Annotated in this window: 15 protein-coding genes; 3 read left to right on the top strand and 12 right to left on the bottom strand. The window is 38.4% G+C overall.

The window, feature by feature from the left end:
* Position 1: 1 nt before the first annotated feature.
* From M23134_RS13230 to M23134_RS13205, 6 genes are all read right to left on the bottom strand, one after another.
* Complete coding sequence (locus tag M23134_RS13230) at positions 2-610, bottom strand: HNH endonuclease (protein ID WP_002696843.1); 609 nt, start codon at positions 608-610, stop codon at positions 2-4.
* Position 611: 1 nt separating this feature from the next.
* Positions 612-1,247 (bottom strand): hypothetical protein, encoded by a 636-nt coding sequence (locus tag M23134_RS13225; protein ID WP_002696841.1) that lies wholly within the window; start codon positions 1,245-1,247, stop codon positions 612-614.
* A 6-nt stretch (positions 1,248-1,253) separates the two neighbouring features.
* Positions 1,254-3,560 carry a sensor histidine kinase gene (locus M23134_RS13220; protein ID WP_002696840.1) on the bottom strand — a complete coding sequence of 769 codons (2,307 nt, stop codon included), beginning with the start codon at positions 3,558-3,560 and terminating at the stop codon, positions 1,254-1,256.
* A 64-nt stretch (positions 3,561-3,624) separates the two neighbouring features.
* A complete protein-coding gene (locus M23134_RS13215) occupies positions 3,625-5,862 on the bottom strand; it encodes a SpoIIE family protein phosphatase (protein ID WP_002696839.1) in 2,238 nt (745 codons plus the stop codon).
* Positions 5,863-5,909: 47 nt separating this feature from the next.
* On the bottom strand, positions 5,910-8,063 hold the full coding sequence (locus tag M23134_RS13210; protein ID WP_002696838.1) for a 7TM diverse intracellular signaling domain-containing protein: 2,154 nt from the start codon (positions 8,061-8,063) through the stop codon (positions 5,910-5,912).
* 90 nt (positions 8,064-8,153) lie between these two features.
* Positions 8,154-8,873: a hypothetical protein gene (locus M23134_RS13205; RefSeq protein WP_002696837.1), complete on the bottom strand. Its 720-nt coding sequence runs from the start codon at positions 8,871-8,873 to the stop codon at positions 8,154-8,156.
* 314 nt (positions 8,874-9,187) lie between these two features.
* Between M23134_RS13205 and M23134_RS13200 the strand changes: the two genes are divergently transcribed.
* The gene (locus tag M23134_RS13200) at positions 9,188-10,624 is read left to right on the top strand and encodes an aldehyde dehydrogenase family protein (protein WP_002696835.1); all 1,437 of its coding nucleotides are present in this window, start codon (positions 9,188-9,190) and stop codon (positions 10,622-10,624) included.
* Between the two features lie 52 nt (positions 10,625-10,676).
* On the opposite strand, the gene M23134_RS13195 is transcribed toward M23134_RS13200, so the two are convergent.
* Entirely contained in the window at positions 10,677-11,858 is a 1,182-nt protein-coding gene (locus tag M23134_RS13195; RefSeq protein ID WP_262492906.1) for a cystathionine gamma-synthase, read from the bottom strand.
* Between the two features lie 329 nt (positions 11,859-12,187).
* Between M23134_RS13195 and M23134_RS13190 the strand changes: the two genes are divergently transcribed.
* Positions 12,188-12,955, top strand: a complete 768-nt coding sequence (locus M23134_RS13190) for a nucleotidyltransferase domain-containing protein (RefSeq protein ID WP_002696826.1) — start codon at positions 12,188-12,190, stop codon at positions 12,953-12,955.
* Positions 12,956-13,004: 49 nt separating this feature from the next.
* Here the strand turns inward: M23134_RS13190 and M23134_RS13185 are convergent, their stop codons facing one another.
* The 3 genes from M23134_RS13185 to M23134_RS13175 all read right to left on the bottom strand — a co-directional run bounded on the left by M23134_RS13185 (position 13,005) and on the right by M23134_RS13175 (position 15,404).
* Positions 13,005-13,961 (bottom strand): succinylglutamate desuccinylase/aspartoacylase family protein, encoded by a 957-nt coding sequence (locus M23134_RS13185; RefSeq protein WP_002696825.1) that lies wholly within the window; start codon positions 13,959-13,961, stop codon positions 13,005-13,007.
* Positions 13,954-14,826, bottom strand: a complete 873-nt coding sequence (gene rimK / locus M23134_RS13180; RefSeq protein ID WP_002696824.1) for a 30S ribosomal protein S6--L-glutamate ligase — start codon at positions 14,824-14,826, stop codon at positions 13,954-13,956. Before rimK ends, M23134_RS13185 begins: the two co-directional genes overlap by 8 nt.
* Before the next feature lie 125 nt (positions 14,827-14,951).
* Positions 14,952-15,404 carry an ATP-dependent zinc protease family protein gene (locus M23134_RS13175; protein ID WP_002696823.1) on the bottom strand — a complete coding sequence of 151 codons (453 nt, stop codon included), beginning with the start codon at positions 15,402-15,404 and terminating at the stop codon, positions 14,952-14,954.
* Positions 15,405-15,814: 410 nt separating this feature from the next.
* Here M23134_RS13175 and porV point away from each other — a divergent pair, with 410 nt between their 5' ends.
* Complete coding sequence (gene porV / locus M23134_RS13170; protein WP_002696822.1) at positions 15,815-16,984, top strand: type IX secretion system outer membrane channel protein PorV; 1,170 nt, start codon at positions 15,815-15,817, stop codon at positions 16,982-16,984.
* A 294-nt stretch (positions 16,985-17,278) separates the two neighbouring features.
* On the opposite strand, the gene M23134_RS13165 is transcribed toward porV, so the two are convergent.
* Both M23134_RS13165 and M23134_RS13160 read right to left on the bottom strand, forming a co-directional pair.
* Positions 17,279-17,767: a hypothetical protein gene (locus M23134_RS13165; RefSeq protein WP_157558471.1), complete on the bottom strand. Its 489-nt coding sequence runs from the start codon at positions 17,765-17,767 to the stop codon at positions 17,279-17,281.
* A gap of 109 nt (positions 17,768-17,876) precedes the next feature.
* Complete coding sequence (locus M23134_RS13160; RefSeq protein ID WP_045113514.1) at positions 17,877-18,917, bottom strand: WD40 repeat domain-containing protein; 1,041 nt, start codon at positions 18,915-18,917, stop codon at positions 17,877-17,879.
* Positions 18,918-19,028 lie beyond the last annotated feature (111 nt).

Below are 19,028 nucleotides of genomic sequence, written 5' to 3'. Positions count from 1 at the left end.
TTCAATTTAATTGAATCTCCAAATAATTTAAATAACGAAAAAATTCAGTTGATAATTCGTTAAAAATATTTGTCAACTCTTGTTTTAGAACTTCATTTGTTTGGTTTTTCAATGCATCTTTAATTAGATTTATTTTTTCATATATTTTATGTAACATCCACATTACTCTATTCTTTTCTAAATATAACTTAAGCTTAATATACATATATCTCCCTATACTAGACTTAGGTATTATAGCACCACTTTCTATTCTAGAAAAATGCTGAACAAATGAAGGGTTACAGGGGTCAACATATCCCTTTCCATTTATATTAGGTATTGTTGAGTCATTAGAAACCCAATCATTTCCTTTTGCAACGTTGCAAGTTGCACATGAATAAATTAAATTACTATATTTTGTTTGTAAAGTTGGAAATAGTGACTTTGGAGCAAAGTGTTCAACATGAAAGTTATTTTCACCACCATGCCAAAAGTCTACACAGTCACAGTATCCACAACGTTTATTAAAATCGGACCTTAATGCTGATTTATAAGCTCTATAATTTTTGTACTCTCGCCCGCTATATGTCCTGGAGGGATTTACCTGTCTGAAGAGAATTTCTTTTGACATACTACTTAATTTTATTTAAAATTTCATCTGTTTTTTTCAATAAAGAAGTTAGCTTTTCATCACTGGTACTAGTCTTAATTCCTCTTGGCATCAAGAGAGATTTATCTAAAGCTTTTTGTATTGTATCATCCAAATCGATCAGTTCATCTTCTTCTACCCCTGTTAATCCTTCACTATCACGCTTATTAATTAACTCTAATAACCTTTGCTCCTTGACGTTTAACTTATGCCTGTAGTGCTTTACTTGTTTTTTCAACCTTTCTTTAAACTTAATTTGATCTGCAAAAGCCTCATCACTCATTAATTTTTTATCATACACAATATTCACATCATAGCTTTCATCCATTGCATCTTCGTCAAAATTTGTGAAAATAAACACAGGAAAGCCTTCTCTTTTTTTTAATAGTTTGTCTACAACTTCATCTCCCTTATAATCTATTACAGGATTTTGATCAGTCAAATCAAAATCTACAACCAATGCATCAACTTTTGCTTCAATAATTTTTAAAATCAAGTTATCTATATGTTCTACAGGTTCTATAGGTATCACGTTAATATCTGATTCATTATGCATGTAAAACTGAAACTGCCTTCTTTCTGCTGGAGCTTCATCTACATAGGCTATTTTATACATCATCTCTTCTTAATGTTTTTGATATGGTAAAATTATTTTGATTTTAAAACAGGTCTTAACATCCAAGAATACAATTTTCCCATCATATTCATCTAAAATATTTTTTACTATCCACATTCCTAAACCAGTCCCCACTTGCTCCCCTTTTTTATTCCGCTTAGTGGTAAAGAAAGGTTCAAAAATTTGTTTAGGGTTCTCAATATCATTAGACAAACCAGGACCAGAATCTTCATAGATAACAGAGTCATTCAATAAGTCAAACTGAATATTAATTTTCCGTTCTTTTGCTCCTCCTTTTCTTTTAAGAGCTTCTATTGAATTAGCAATCAAGTTGTTAAATATACCATCTAAATCAATCTCATGCCCACGAAAGCTTACATCTACAACATCAAACCCTGACTTAACAACCTTAAACTTAATCTGCCTTACATCAAGAAAGGTTTGCCACATTTTCTCAAACCGTTTAATGTAATCTACCAAGTTAATTTTTTTTCGGTTCCTTTTATTCTTCTGAATCGAAGCCAAAGAAAAATCTAACCATTGCTTTAACTTTTCATCTTCAGCTCCCATATCAGACAACATCACTAATGGATTAGTATAATCTGGCAATAAATTAAGCTGCTCACTATCAAGCAATTCATCTAATACTTTTTGCAAATTTTTTGTGCGAGAACCAATCCTTCTACTCAATGATTTCAACTCATGAGTAAATGAAGTAATAATTAAACCCGTAGTTGCTAATACCCTTAAAAGCTTTTGTTCCTCTTTGAAATCTTCACCTTCTGCTATTTGAATTTTATATGCAGAAACTAACGTTTTCTGTTCTTCATCCGACATATCACGAATGTCTCCACGCTCTATGCTCTCGATAATTTTATTTGCTTCACTCTTCGTACTTTCAGTCTTTTTTCGCTGATCATTGATTTTTTTCAAAGTTGTCATTACTTTATTCCGATCCTTCTCAAAAACATCAATAATCCCTAGAACTAACTGTTTAAAAACACTAAATATATCATTTTCTTGTAAACCTTCACGGCTTGACTTATCCTGAAAGTTAATATTACCTATCCTTGAAATATTTAACACACCATAAACTTGATTAGGTCTAACTTTATATCCTGGACGGGTAACTGTCGGACTACTCGAAGCTCTACTACCTAACCCCAACCAATCAAAAGCATTACTGCCTACTTCACCATAAGGTCTCACCCTAAAATTATCTCTATATAATTTAATTCCTCCAAACTTCTCTAACCAAATTTTCCTATCACGTAAATTGAATGGTTTATAAGGATAAGGTGAATTAATCCTTTCATCACTCCCTCCCCCACGTTTCATAAAATAAAAAGAAAAATCAAACGCACCTATTTGATTAATCAAATCATCATCATCTACTTCTTTAAAACCTGGTAATAACTTTTCTACACTAGTATTTATGGTAACTTTCCCTTGTTCAAATCCTTCAAGTCTAAATTGAGGTACTGTTGTCAATTCAGAATCAAAAAAATTCCATTCAAATAACTCTGAGAACTTTAATTCGTTGCGATAAATATTAACTTCCACAGACTTATCTTCATTTACTGCTGCATACAACTTGTAATCATAGTCATCACATATTGTTGCTTTTACCTCCCCAAACTTATCAATTTCTTCATTGTAAAGCAGGTGTACTTTGAATGGGCTCTGTTCCTTTGGGGGAATTAAAAGTTCTAAACTAGTAAATAGGTTTTCCATAACATCATCACCCCAAACATCTCTTAAGCCTTTAATTTCAATGATAGTTCCATGATTACCTCCCCACTCATCCCATAAATGTTTAAGATCAAACAACTCTAAACGTTTCTTCACTTCACTTTTTAAACACATTTGTTTATCACTATCCAGCGTAGCTTTAACATCACCTATAGTAATACCTTTAACTTCAAAATTACTCCAATCTACTGTCCAAATAAATCCTACATCTTTTTGAATTTTTGTCAACATTTCACAAGTTGCACCTAAGCGATCCAAGGCAAACCTGCCTATGCCTTTTGCCCCGGTTCTAACTCTTCCTTCTTTTGATTTAAAATCATACTGCTTGTGATCGGTTCCTATGGTCATCCATTTGCTTTTAATAACATCATCAGTCATTCCTTCACCGTTATCTATAATGGTGATTTTATCACTATTTGTATTGATATATACAACACAAATAGTGGCATCTGCGTCATAAGTATTTTTAATTAATTCAATTAGTGCTCCCTCTGCTTTTGCAACATTTTCCCTCCCTATCAAGCGAGCAGCTCTAGCTGAAACATTGAATGGTATTTTTTCCATCTACATTTTTTTTATGGTTATAATATAACACTTATTCATTATACAAAAAACTTAGATAACAAGTTTACACCACCCTAATCCCCATGACCAGCATATCGTCCAGTTGATCGTGTCCACCCATCCATTGCTGGATCGTGTCTTTTAAAATGGCTTCCTGACGAGGCATAGGCTCGGTATGTATGCTATGAAGTAGCTTATAAAAACGTTTGGTGCTAAACTTTTTGCCAGCCTCTCCTCCAAACTGATCTCTAAAACCATCAGAAAACAGGTAAAGCGTAGTGGGTACCGAAACATCTACCACATGTTTTGAAAAACGCCTTGCTACTCCACCTATCCCACCCACCGGAAAAATATCCCCTTTGATGCTCCTTAGCTCACCGTTTTGTATCACCACTAAAGAGCTAAGCGCCCCAGCAAACTCTATAGTTTTGGCGGTTTGGTCTATCACAGCCAGCGAAACATCCATGCCTACACCACTTCTGGCTTCTTGATTATAGATTAACTGTAAAATATTAAAGTTGAGTAGATTCAAAATTTTATCGGCCTCTACAATTCCCCGGTCAAGGACAATTTTATTCAGCGCATCATTGCCTACCATACTCATCAAGGCTCCCGCTACTCCGTGCCCGGTACAATCGGCGGCAACAATTACAACTTTTGAGTTATCATACTGTATTTTACTACGCTGGTAGTCAGCACCTTGGTACATTTTATTTCTCACCAACTGTGCTCTGCGGTTAATTTTGGCAAACCAGTAAAAATCGCCTGAAACCACCTCTTTGGGTTTAAAAAATATAAAGCTCTCTGGGAGCAATGCCTGAATGGCAGTTTTTTGGGGCAAAAAGGCTTGCTGGATATAACGGGCATAGTTGATACTATCCATGATGTCCTTATTTTTCTGCTTAAGGTGATCACGCTGTCGGGTAATTTCATAGTTGGCTTTAGTCAGTTGTTGAGTATGCAGGCTCACTTGCTCTTCCAACAGTTGGTTTTGGTTTTGCAACAACTCTTGCTTTGCTTTCTGGGTGCTGTTATAGCGATACCCAATGCCTATCGAAAAAATCATCATTTCAAGGGTAAACCCTATTTGTTGCCCTACTCGAAACACATTATTTACAAATAATTCATTGTTGTTGAACTTAAAAATATAGTTGATGATATAGTACCCTGACACACTGAATAAGAGTATAAAACTCCCTGCTATATACCAGCTGGCAGGTTTGTATCCTTTGCGGTAAATGATCACTGCCTGCAAAAAAAACAACAAAGGAATGAGGGTAGAGATAAGTATAAAAACGAAGCAAATATCAATTACATAGGTGTACAAGGTTTTGGTAAATGCAGACACAGGCACCCACTGATAAGTAAGCAGAAAGTCAATTAGCCCATAAAATAAAACCCAGCAAAAAAACACCAACAATAAACGGTTGATGCGGGCAAAGCGGGGCAAATGTTCTTTTACCTTAAGGTAATGCTGTAAAAACACCACAAAGCTGGAACAGTATAAAAACACAAATATGATCCAGACAGGCACCAGGTATGCCTTGGTAAAATAAAGAGATAATACATGAAACGAGGTATCACTAAAGCCAAGCCAGGTAAATATATAAAAGGTATAGATGAGGTATAAACGTTCTTTGATTATCAGAAAAAGTAATCCATTGTATACCATCAAAACTACCCAGATGTAAATAAATACTTCGTGTAATTTTACTATGTTTAACACGTAGCCCGAAGTTTCGTACACTTTTGCCGGGTGTAGGGAAAGCAACACCTCGGCATTAAAAAATGAACGATAGCCCATTTTATAGTGAATGTATAAGGTAGTTGCTCGCTGGGCATTAAGTTGTACTCTTACAAAATGTTTTCGGTAGTTTTTTACATCTTTTTGTGAAGGGTGCAAATGATAACCGGTCTTTTTGAATACAACTTTGCCTTTTGGGTACTCGACATACACATCTATGTCAAATGAAGAGGGAAAATACAAAAAGTAGTCTTGAGTAATGGGAGATTGTAAGGTGATTTTTGCCCAGCAACTCTCAAAGTGTTCAAGTGGCTGTTGGTGGGTATTGTTGGCAATAAACTTAGAAGAAAACTGCTTTATCTGCGGGTAAGTTAGCTGTTGAGATTTGTCGCGTAAGATATGAAGTTGCCTGGCTACGTCATGAAAGCGACCTCCATTGTACACGGGCAACTTTGCCAAACTATCTGGTATAACCACTGTTTCCTGAGCCAGCACCAAGCTTGGTATTCCTAAAAATAACCAATAAAACAAGCAGTATTTCAGATAGTGCACAGGCATAATTTATGGTTTAGCAAAACCTAAATTATACATTTTAAGGCAATTTATCAACTCAGTTTTACTCCTATCACCAATATATCATCTATCTGTTCGTACTCGCCCTGCATCCATTCGCTCAACGTTTGTTCCAGGATTTCTTTCTGCTCAGGCATAGGCTTTCGGTGTATTTCATACAATAATTTTCGGAAACGACGTACCATAAACTTCTTATTGTCTTTGCCCCCAAACTGGTCTTGAAAGCCATCTGAAGCCATATAAAAAGTAGTGGGATGATCAATGCTTATGCGACAACTGTCATACAATACGTCACTGTTATGATGCCTACCTCCAATAGATGATTTTGTACCCTTGATTACCTTTAGTTCTTCATTTTGGATACAATAAAGTGGGTTTTGGGCTCCGGCAAAGTCCATGGTTTTCTGTTGTTGGTCAATCACCACCAGTGTTATGTCCATTCCATCCCTGTTATGGGTCTCATTCTGTTTCAACGATTGTTTTACGTGCACATTCAATTCATGCAAAACAACATCCGCAGCCACTATTTTTTGCTCAAGAATAATCTGGTTAAGCAGATTGTTTCCAATCAAGCTCATAAAAGCCCCAGGCACCCCATGTCCGGTACAGTCCACCGCAGCTAAAATGAGCTTTTCGTTGGTAAGTCCTTTAAAAACCCGGTGTACTCCATCAAAGGTCATGGTCTCTTTATAGAGAGGTTCGGGAGGTGTTTTGGCAAACCAGTAAAAATCACCTGATACAAGGTCTTTGGGATGAAACATTAAAAAACTCTCTGGAAGATCTTCCTGCACCTTTGCCCAACGAGGCAGCATGGCGTTCTGAATTCTTTGTGCATAGTTAATGCTTGCGGTAATGTTATCGTTTTTGCGCTGAAGTTCTCCTCTGGTGTTATCAAGTGATTGTGTCCTATCTTTCACTTTCTGTTCCAGGCTTTGGTTCAAGTCATTGAGTTCAAAGGTGAGGTCTTCTGCCCTGATAAAAGCCTTGGAAAAACGCCCAGACAATACTACGGCTTGTGCCAATACAAATATAAATAATCCCCAAGGGGCATAGTGTGCTGTGTCAATGGTGTGGTTGGCATGTAAAATATCATTTACAATCGTCACCGCAATGGCAACAAACCCTAGTAGAAAAGTACGAGCACCACTTTTTTTGCGAATAGCCGCCAATGTTAACACATAAAAAACATAGAGAATGACTAGCAGAGAAAAAAGCTGATAATAAGGTAAAGTTTTATTATAAATGTAATTATGGCTCAACACTACCAAGGCAGTAAGTGGTACTACTACCACTGTCGCTATTTTTATGACCACACGCTTAAACTCCTCAGTAAAGAGACTTCGGATAAACAATAAAAATGTGAAAGTGCCTACATAATAAGTCAAATAAGAGGCTTTTTGGATGTATTCGTATGTAACCCAGCTCAAATGAGCTGACACATTAAAAGCGCTCAAGGCAAGTAAGCGTAAGGCTACAATTAAACAGAAGAGACCAAAATAAATGGGAGCAAGATTTTGACGACGAAAGTAATACAGACTAAAGTGATACAAAGCAATAATGAACAAGCTTCCCATCAGCAAAAAATCTACGTATATGCTGTACTGAAAGTTTTGCGTGAGGTAATCGGTTCTGCCTAACTCAATAGCACGCGACAATCCACCTGAGTTGTTATGAAAACATGCGACATGTAAGAGCACTTCTACCGTATCAGACCGAGGCTCGAAGGTATATACCCGGGCGTGAAGTTCAGGGTGAGTAGCTTGGGCAGAAGTGGCAGGGATACCACTTCCACCCAAATACTTGCCTTGTACATATAAATGGTAAGCAGTCTGAATTATTCTGACGTTGATTGCCAATGGTTGATTTACTTGAGAAGTATCAAGGATAACCCTCAGGCGATAAGTAGCAAAACCTTTGTCAGGAAGTGGGTGTTGGTCAATCGTATACTTAGTCCAGGCTGAGGGTACTTTTACATAGGCAGGCGTTACAGAGGGATTCTGGTCAGGAAGGTAATACTTTTGCCAAAAAAACTCCCATTGTCCATTGAGAGAAATTTCAGGTTGCTGGTCAAACGACCATTGACGCAAGTCTAAGTAACCTTTGACTGCCTTTGGGCGCTTTTCTGCCTTTTGACACCCCATCACAAACAACAATAAAAATATACAATATACCCAAACCTTATTCATTCATTACAATGGTTTTTATGCCTTTTACCATATTAGCAAAAACTCATCCTAATTGCAACACATGGGCATATTATAACCTGTAACTATTGATTAGCGTTCGGCCAATGTCGATTTGTAAAAGCTTTGGGCAAGTTCCTGCAATGCCTTTATACGGCTAGAGGGGTAATGTTGGTATGCTTTAGATAGTTTGACCAGCGCTTTACCAAATATTTTTTTATTAAAATGATGTACTCCCTGGTTATAGTACTGTAAGCCAATCAATTGAGACAAGGTGATTTCCTGATTAAACTTATGTTGATTATTTTTAGTGTAATGACGTTCTCTTTTACGAACTACGTATGGATTGTACAAAAAACCGTGGTGTGGGTCGGTAGAATCAAACAAAATTTTGGGGTAATTTGGGGTATGTACTATCAGGTATACATGAAAAGCCGTTTCTCTGATAGAATACTGATAACCTAACTCTTGTAAGATAAGGGCGTATAAAGTAGTACCTGATACACAGTTGTATTTTTGCTCTTCGCTAAAAATTTCTGAAAAATTTTGATACATTTCATATTTTTTTAGAAACTTTTTGTGCGTACTAAAAAACAAATACTTTAAAAATTTACGCTCATTTTTATAACGTGTACGCTTGGTTGCCAGGTATTTTATGTAACCCTCCAGCTGTTGATGTATGTGATGGGTTGATACAACAGGGTTTTGAATAAGTTGAGTAATCCGACGCTTGAGGTATTGTTTGCTTTGAGTAAATCCGGTCATTCCTCCCAACAATCCCCAGGTAACAATAGTAATTATTATCTTTTTCATAGTTCCGGGTATTTAATTAAGCACATTAATCTATATTAACATAAATTTAATAATAAATTAATACTAATACTAAATTATCATACGGAAGTCCCTCTAATGAAGTTTAACGCACTCTAATATTATGTAATTGTTAAGCAAACAAATTACTCTTTCAGTTTGTTATTTATGGCAAGCACCCGAAACTTACGTATGGCTTCGGACTCACAAAAACAGCCCTATTATTTCCAATAACGGGAATCACAAAAAATTATCTGCTATATTTACTATATTTGTAAAATACAACTTTCTACTTAAAGCTCAAAAATCAAAATAAAATGAATACAACTATTGATACTCTTCAAGCTCCTTCCACATTTGAGCACATCGACCAGGTTTTTGAAGCACAGCAAAGAAACGCTCAAGCATTAAAAGCCACCACTGTCAGTCAACGTATTACTAAACTTAAAGCGTTGAAAAAAGCCATTCAAGACAACGCCACTGAACTACGACAAGCCATTTACAACGACTTTCGTAAGTCGGCCGAAGAAGTAGATGTTACCGAAATATTTGTGGTATATAAAGCTATAGATCACGTTTGTGGTAAGCTCAAAAGATGGATGCGCCCCAAAAAAGTAGCTACCCCAAAAGCACTCCTAGGCACCAGTTCACGCATTATCAAAGAACCCAAAGGTGTTGCGTTGATCATTGCCCCCTGGAACTACCCTTTTCAGTTAACCATTGATCCATTGGTGTATGCTATAGCAGCAGGTAATGCCGCCATACTTAAGCCCTCAGAGATGACACCACACACATCGGCTTTTATGAAAAAGCTGATAAGGCAGGTCTTCAATGAAAATGAGGTCGCTGTTTTTGAGGGAGACGCAAATGTAGCCCAACACCTGCTCAAGAAAAGGTTCGATCATATATTTTTTACGGGAAGCCCAGCCTTGGGCAAAATCATTATGAAAGCAGCGTCGGAACACCTGACTCCAGTAACGCTCGAATTGGGGGGAAAATCACCTACCATTGTAGATGACACTACCAATGTAGACGATGCCGCAGAAAAAATTGTATATGGAAAGTTTATGAACTGTGGGCAAACCTGTATTGCTCCTGACTATGTATTGGTGCACGAGTCGGTAAAAGAGGCACTGATAAGTAGAATGAAAGACAAGATACACCAGTTTTATGGCGAAAACGTGAAAGAAAGTCCTGACCTCACCCGCATTGTCAACGAACGACACTTTACCCGAGTAAAACAGTTGATAGACGATGCTGTAGACAAAGGAGCACAAATAAGCGAAGGGGGTGATATGGACGCCAGCCAACACTATATAGCTCCTACCCTGCTCGAAAACGTTGCCCCTGAAATGGAGGTAATGCAAGAAGAGATTTTTGGGCCAGTGCTGCCAATTGTACCTTTTAAAAATCTACAAGAAGCCACTGACCTGATCAATAGCAAAGCAAAACCGCTTGCTTTATATATTTTTAGCAAAAATAAGCGCAACCAACAGTTTATCATAAATAATACTACTGCCGGAGGAACTACCATCAACGATACAATGCTACATATTGTCAACCCTCACCTGCCTTTTGGTGGAGTAAATAATAGTGGCATTGGCAAAACACATGGCTACTATGGCTTTGAAGCTTTCTCGAACGAAAGAGCACTACTCAAACAAAGGGTGGGGTTTACTGGCATCAAGCTAATTTACCCTCCTTATACCGACCGGGTACGCAAATTTATCAAGATGTTTATTAAGTGGGCTTAAAACTATAAATCCCCTGACGATTGACTTGTCAGGGGATTTATAGTTAGTTTTTTTAAGCTGTTACACGAGTGATGGTCTCGATAGCCTGACGCAAATCTTCTACCAAGTCATCGGCATCTTCTATACCTACACTTAAGCGAATCAGGGTTTGTTTCAAACCGCGGGCTTCACGCTCTTCTTCTGGAATACTGGCGTGGGTCATAGTAGCAGGGTGTGTACAAAGCGATTCTACTCCTCCCAAAGACTCGCCCAAAGCAAATACCTTGAGACTTTCCATCAACTGCTTAGCTTCGTCCATGCTATTGCCTTTCAGGGTAAACGATACCATTCCACCAAAACCACGCATTTGTTTCTTTACTATGTCGTGTCCTTTATGGCTAGGCAAGCCAATCCAGTATACTTTATCTACTTTATCATGATTGTTTAAAAACTCTGCTACAGCTTTGCCATTCAGTTCATGGCGATCCATACGAATATGCAAGGTTTTGATACCACGCAACATTAAAAAACAATCGTTAGGACTGGGTACGGCACCACAAGAGTTTTGGATAAACGCCAGCTGTTCATGCAACTCGTCTGAACTGGTCACTAATGCTCCCATCACTACATCAGAGTGTCCCCCTAAATATTTAGTAGCCGAGTGCATCACCAGGTCAGCACCCAGGTCGAGCGGGTTTTGTAAGTAAGGGGTAGCAAAAGTATTGTCTACACAAAGTAATACATTGTGTTTTTTAGCAACTTTAGCCAGCTCCGCAATATCTATAATGCTCAATAGAGGGTTTGTAGGCGTTTCTGCCCAAATAAGCTTGGTGTTGCTGGTAATAGCCGCTTCTACATTGGCAAGGTCACCCATGGCTACAAACTTAGGCTTGAGACCTAAAGGCTCATACACTTTGGTTATCAAACGGTAAGTACCTCCATATATATCGTTGCAAGCAATAATCTCATCACCAGGCTTTAAAGTCTTCATAACAGCATCAGTAGCCGACATACCTGAAGCAAAGCAAAGCCCATGTTTACCGTTTTCGAGGGCTGCAAGGTTGGATTCCAAAGGAGTGCGGGTAGGATTCTTAGTACGCGAATATTCATAACCCTGGCGGGGTTTGCCCAAACCTTCCTGTACATAAGTAGAAGTTTGAAAAATAGGGGTCATAATAGCACCAGTGGTTGGTTCTGGCTCAACTCCCGCGTGTATGGCTTTAGTCCCAAATTTCATAAATGTGTATTTAGTTATGTGTGTTCTTGTGAATAGCTCCAAGTATTTAAGGGTAAAACTTAAACTAACTTGTGGCTTCTTGCCTAAAACCTGTCAGCTAACTAAAGGCAAGTTAAAAGTAAAAACCGAAAAGCTAAAAGATTCGTTTCAGATTGATTATATTAGTTATGTTAAACATTCCCTTACTTACTCCTTGATTTGTGTCCCCACAAAAAAATGGGTAGAGTAATTAAACAGGTATTGTAGTACAAAGCCTTACACTATACCAAGGGAGCTTAGTCTGTCTGCTAATGTAAACCAAGGCAATAGACATCACAATTTAATTATCGACTATAAATAACAAGGAAATGCACACGACTATTCAAAATGAACTCGCCAAATTGGAAGAGTCACAAAATATAGAAATTCTCTATGCTTGTGAGTCAGGCAGCCGTGCCTGGGGTTTTCCATCTCCTGACAGTGATTATGATGTCCGTTTTTTTTATCGCCATTCACGAGATAAGTACTTGTCTATTCACCCCCCTGACGATAATATTAACCTGTTTGTTACCAAAGATCTTGACTTCAATGGGTGGGAAATACGCAAAGCTTTGCACTTGTTTGGTAAATCAAATGTATCTCCTTATGAGTGGATGCAATCGGACACTTTGTACCTACAAAAAACCGATTTTGTTGAGCGTTTGAGAGCCATTGCCCCTCAGTACTTTTCACCCAGAGCAGCCATCCATCATTATCTGGGCATTGCCCGCAACACTTTTGAAAGTGCTTTACAAGAACCTGAAGTAAAACTTAAAAAGTATTTTTATGCTTTACGCACTGTATTATCAGCTTGCTGGATTGCTCAATACCAAAGTATTCCTCCACTACAGTTTTACAAACTGTTGCCACTCATAGAAGACGAACAACTGATCAGTATTATTCAGGATTTACTAGAGCAAAAAGCCAAGGCCAAAGAAGGGGAAACTATAGCTCCGGAACTTTATGTACACGAGTTTATCAAAGGGGGGCTTAAAAAGTGTGAAATTGCGGCTCAGAAGTTCGAGAAACTCACCCCCGATTGGGAACCCTTGAATGCACTATTTAGAGAAAGCATTGGTGACGGAATGCAGGTGTAAAAAATAAAAACCCCATAGTTTTGAGCTATGGGGTTCAATGCTTTGTTGTTTATTCAAAAATCTCGACACTTATGTGAAACAGGGCATCTCCCTTATTGACAATTGCAGCCATATTTACATTAAAAATATGGCCATCAAGTGGAGCAAACACCTTCTTTTCAAACTCACCATAAGGATCTGTAATTCTACCCAAAAGCGTTTTTTTGGCCACTTTACTTCCGTTAGCAACCAAAGGTTGAAACATTCCAGAAAAGGGGGCACGTATCCATTTAGACTTTTTGATAATCACGGGATGTACACTACTTGTGGGGGCATCGTCTCGCATCCCCAGATAAGTCATAATATTCAAAGCACCATTTACTCCGTGACTAATGATAAATTGATCGAGGTGTTTTGATTTACCTCCCTCATACAATATCACCGTTTTGCCCATTTTGGTCAAAGTTTCCCGCAACGACTTGGCAATACATCTGGAATGCAAAATAAAAGGAGCACCAAACACTTTGGCAAGTTCAAACATTTTTTCGTTTCCTAAGTCTCCTCTTACATTAGGGAAATTTTCCCGTGCTGATCCTCCTGCGTGAAAGTCTATCACATAGTCGACCAATGGGGCGATGTCTTTGGTAAAACGATGGGCAAACTGGCTGGCAAGCGATCCACTAGACGACCCAGGAAAAACTCTATTTAAATCACGACCATCGGGAAACTCTCTGGTTTGGTTCAAATAACCAAAAACATTGAGTACAGGAATACATATCACAGTGCCTTTAGTAGGCTTGTTATACTTTTTCCGAATAATATCGCGCACGATTGCTACGCCATTTACTTCGTCGCCATGCACGCCTCCCATCAATAACAACGTGGGGCCATCTTGCTTGGCTCGTTCTACAATGATAGAAATTTTAAGACTACTTCGGGTATGTAACTTAGCTACATCCAGCTCTAAAAAAGCGCGTTCACCTTTTTTTACTTCTTTCCCCAGAATAACAAATGGTTTGTCAGACATTTCTTTCGATATACCTTATGATTTCTTTCGCAACATCTTTGCCTGTGGCTTCCTCTATGCCCTCTAACCCTGGCGAAGAGTTAACCTCCAGCACCAATGGACCACTGCTTGCTTGTAACATATCTACTCCGGCCACCCCCAAGCCCATTGCTTTGGCGGCTTTTAGCGCTGTGTTTTCTTCTTCGTCCGACAATTGAATCAAAGTTGCCGATCCACCCCGATGCAGATTTGAACGGAACTCGCCTTCTTTACCTTGTCGTCGCATGGCGCCTACCACCACACCGTCTACCACAAAAGCGCGAATATCGGCACCTCCGGCTTCTTTGATAAACTCCTGAGCTATCACTCTTGCTTTCAAACCATTGAAAGCTTCTATTACCGAGGTTGCTGCATTCTTGGTTTCGGCAAGTACTACTCCCAAGCCTTGAGTACCTTCCAAGAGTTTCAATACCAAAGGTGCTCCCCCTACCGACTCTATCACGTGGTGTACATCTTTGGTGTAGTTTGTAAATACTGTTCTGGGTAGCCCTACGCCTGCTCTTGCGAGCACCTGTAGGCTGCGCAGTTTATCTCTTGAGCGCACCAACGCCTGCGATTCTACTGCAGTAAACACTTTCATCATTTCAAACTGGCGTACCACTGAGGTGCCATAAAAAGTAACAGAAGCTCCTATCCGTGGAATAACTGCGTCTATATCATCCAGATAAGCCCCTTTGTAAAATATTTTAGGGTTCTTTTTTTCTATCTCGATAATGCATTTCAAATGATCTACCACCAGTACTTCATGCCCCCGTTTTTCGCCAGCCTCTACCAGTCTTTGGGTAGAATACAACTTTGGGTTTCGTGATAATATTACTAATTTCATAGGTCTCTTTTGCTTGCTGTCTTATATAAAAGGCTTAATATCCTTTAGGATATGTTTAAAACCATAATTTAGAGGCTAATCTCACTATTTTTACTCCCAAAGACAAACTTTAAACATACGTTTACTCATTCCTTTTTCTTGGCGGTTTGTTGCTTTTGTCGAAAGGATACGTTTTTCACCGAGGTATCTACCACAAATTTTTTATTAAGGAATTTTCTCCCTAACAAAACCGGATACTTCATATTACTACGCTCGCTCAGTGAAAGCTCTACAGGATGCTCTTGCCCAAACATGATGATGATTGTAGAAATAATATAACGCTCCTCTGATTCTCCAAAAGAGCTCTTAATTACCTTTCTCTCATACTGTTTGGTCTTAAACTTTTTATGTACATACTTAGGATGAGATGGGTCTAATAAGTAGAATTCAATATAAGCCTCCCCTTCTGCTTCTATTTCCTGAATGTCATGACAGTGAATGCTGGAAGTATAAGCTCCTGTATCTGTTTTTACACTCAAGTTCTCAAGCATTAACTCCGGAAAGTCAGCTTTATCGTATCGCCCTATAACTGTTTTCATGTATTAGTGTATATATTAAAACATTGCTTACTTCTACCCCAGGTAGGTATCTTATCCAATCTATTACTATTCACCACCAAATCAAAACATTGATAATGTTTGTTTGTTGCCAAAGGCAAAGTTATGCAAGCAAGCTTGTACTCGCTCTCTCTTCTGAGGTTTAAGATTACTCGATGTTTTTTCAAAAAACACTATAATTAAAAATAAATTTATAAACCACTGATAATAAGATTATTACACATAAAAACAAGTAATTTACCACAAGCATTATGACTTTATGAGCTTGGGTTTCTCCATTTTTTTCTCACATTTCCAGTATTACCCAATCAGAAACCAGCCACTTATACGCTGCCTGCTTTCATAAAGTTATAAGCAGTTACACTTATTATTATTTTACAAACACTAGAGCAATGAAAAAAATAACCGTTTTTATCTTCACCATTTTACTCACCGCGTTTACCCAACTGGGATTCACACAAAGTTTGCAGGGACAATCGTCTAACAGTCGCCCAGTATCTACTACATTATCGTTTTTAAGCATTACCCCTGATGCCCGTGCAGCTGGCCTGGGAGATGTAGGGGTAGCTACTTCGCCTACGTCTAACGATATATATTGGAACCCAGCCAAATTAGCTTTTAATGATTCAAAAATTGGCGCCTCCCTTTCATTCACTCCGTGGCTTAGTAAGTTGGTAAATGATATGTCTATATCTTATTTGGCAGGGCACTACAAGCTCGACGATAAACAAGCCGTTGGTTTAGGTGTCCGTTATTTTAACCTGGGTGATATTACTTTTACCAATACCGAAGGAAATATTACGGGTAACTTTGTACCACGCGAGTTTGCTGCTACTTTGACCTATTCACGTAAGTTGTCAGAAAATTTAGGCGTAGCAGTTTCAGGGCGTTATATCCACTCTAATGTCACAGGGGGCATCACTCTAAGCAACCAAGAAGTAAGTAAACCGGTAAATACTGTAGCTGCCGACATTGCAGTGTTTTACACCAAGCCCATCTACATTGCAGGCAAAGAAGTTAAATGGAATTTAGGGGCAAACATCTCTAACATAGGTCCTAAGGTAAGTTATACCGATCAAAACAACCGCGACTTTATTCCTACCAATTTACGTTTTGGAACAGCCTTCACAGTAGACATTGACGAACACCAAAAAATTACCTGGGCTGTCGATTTCAACAAACTAATGGTGCCTACCCCTCCTCAAACTGATGCTCAAGGCAATATTATCAAAGGTACCAGCCCTCGCGACAAGACTTTATTAAATGGAATGTTTGGCTCATTTGGCGATGCGCCTGACGGATTTTCAGAAGAGTTAAAAGAAGTGATTTGGTCTACTGGAGTAGAATACTGGTACCGCAATGCTTTTGCCGCTCGTGCTGGCTATTTTAGCGAAAGTGCAGATAAAGGAAATCGTAAGTATTTTTCGGTAGGAGCTGGGGTAAAGTATACTCAATTTGGTTTAGATGTGGCTTATTTGCTTGCCACCGACCAAGCCAACCCCTTGGCTGAAACTTTACGTTTTTCGCTTACATTTGATTTGAGCGGAAAAAAGAAGAAATAAAAGATTTTAAGTAGCAGCAAGGATGCTAATGCATATTGGTGTAATTGGCTATAAGTCCTTAGATACCGATGTATATCGGTGCTACAAGTAAGGATAACTCATTTATAATATAGTAGTTACGCGCCTACTTAGAAGCTAGAGCACTAGTGCTGTATTGATACTTAATAATTTAATAAACAGGTGTAAAAATTTTGTAATGTAAAATGTGTGATAAATTTTAAGGTTAAGCATTTGTGAAATAATACGCTGACTAAACTCCTGAGGCTATGCTTCAGGAGTTTTTTTACTTGAGTATTAGCAATCGCCCCCGCAAATTCCGGCACATACAATACGAATAATTTTGAAGGTGCCACCTATCTTACTAAAAACCAACGTAACGGTTCCCTCTCCTTGTCGCTTACCATATACACGGTATTTCATGTAAACCTTGAACCTATAGTACCCTTTTTTGTCTTGGGTTACCTTGGTAGGAAATCGGTTTTTGATAAACTGCTTACGCAAACAGCGTGAAAAAATTTTGTAATAACAACTTTTAAACTTCTCTTTTGAGCACTTAGGCAACTCCTCGTCAGTTTTGGCTTCTATGTCATGGCATATCAGGTTTTCTACTGGAAAATGAGTCATTTTCATTACTTCATGCCTGTTTTTCCCAACCACTGCTGTACGCAAGGTCTTCCAAAACTTACCAAAATCTTTATCTACTACGGGGGCTTGTTGAGCAGAAGTTTTTGCCACTCCCGCCAACATGGCCATACAAACTAATAGTATCCATTTTCTCATCATAAATAATTTTGTTTCAGAAACTCAAAAATATGTTTTCCTGGTATCAATATCAAAAAGCCCCTTAACATTGGCTATGTTAAGGGGCTTTTATGCAGTCTAAAGCTGATACTTAGTATACAGGAGCTGCCCTTACCTTCCCACTTTTGTCTATTTCTATCACCCGAAAAGCATCAGTTACAGCATAAGCTTTTCCATTCTTGGCCACTGTTAGTTCAGAGAAGTATTCTGGAAAACCAGGCAAGTTATCAAGTTCAAAAAACACGCTTTTCATTGAACTTAGCTGAATCACTGTCCCTTTTCTTAGTCCTCCCACTGCCAACATTTTTCCATCATCACTAAAACCTTTACCATAACAATAGCTATTAGGCAACATAAAAAACTCTGCCGAACCATCTTTGCTCACTTTCAAGTGTCCATTGGCATAACTCGTAATATATACTTCGTCTTTATCGCCTATGAATAACTCGCCTGACGAACCAAAGGGTCTGTACCACAATGTATGGCTTCTCTCCTGTTGACCACTCTTTATATTGTATACTATCAATTGGGTTTTACGCCCATCATGTTTTTGAGTAAACAAATAACGCTCTTTGCCTTTGAGGTCTCTTGGAGTACGTTCTTTTGGTTCAGATTCATCCTTGCTTGAGGCAGTCAATAACGCCAGTTTAGAACCCTCCGCATTTAAACCCAAGCTTGAAATTCGTATTTTTTCTTTGAGCTCTATAGTTTTCAATACCTTACCATCGTCCAACGATACCAGATTAAATGACGGCAAACTAAAGTTTCGCACCTGATATACTGCTACATTGGCAAGGGGAGCTGCTACTGTCAATCGGTACACGTTTTTCTCTATTTTATGTACAGGCTGCCAGGTTTTGGTGTCATACCACACCAATGCTCTTTCGTCGGTCACCACCATCAGCCGATTGCCTTTTGTGTTAAACACAAGGCGCTTGATTCTGGCGTGTGTCCATACGCGTTTAGTCACCTTTAAGCTACTTGTATTTATTATATACAAGGTTCGGTTTTCACCTCCGGTCACCAAATATTGTCCTTTGGGGTGTACCGCTATTGCTTCCAGGTTTTTGGCAAACAAAGACGATTGGAATAATAACGCGACAAGAAAAGTAAGAAATAAATGTTGTTTCATAATCAATTCAACTTAGGTTCAATATACATCTGGTTCATGCATAAAATGCACAAAAAGTTAACCTAATCTTAGGTAAATCCCAAATATTAAGAGTTGAACTAATTATTAAAA

It is taken from the genome of Microscilla marina ATCC 23134 (genome assembly GCF_000169175.1).
In the GTDB taxonomy this organism is placed as follows: Bacteria; Bacteroidota; Bacteroidia; order Cytophagales; family Microscillaceae; genus Microscilla; species Microscilla marina.
The sequence above is the reverse complement of the archived record's forward strand: the minus strand, read 5'-3'. Positions and strand labels throughout refer to the sequence as shown.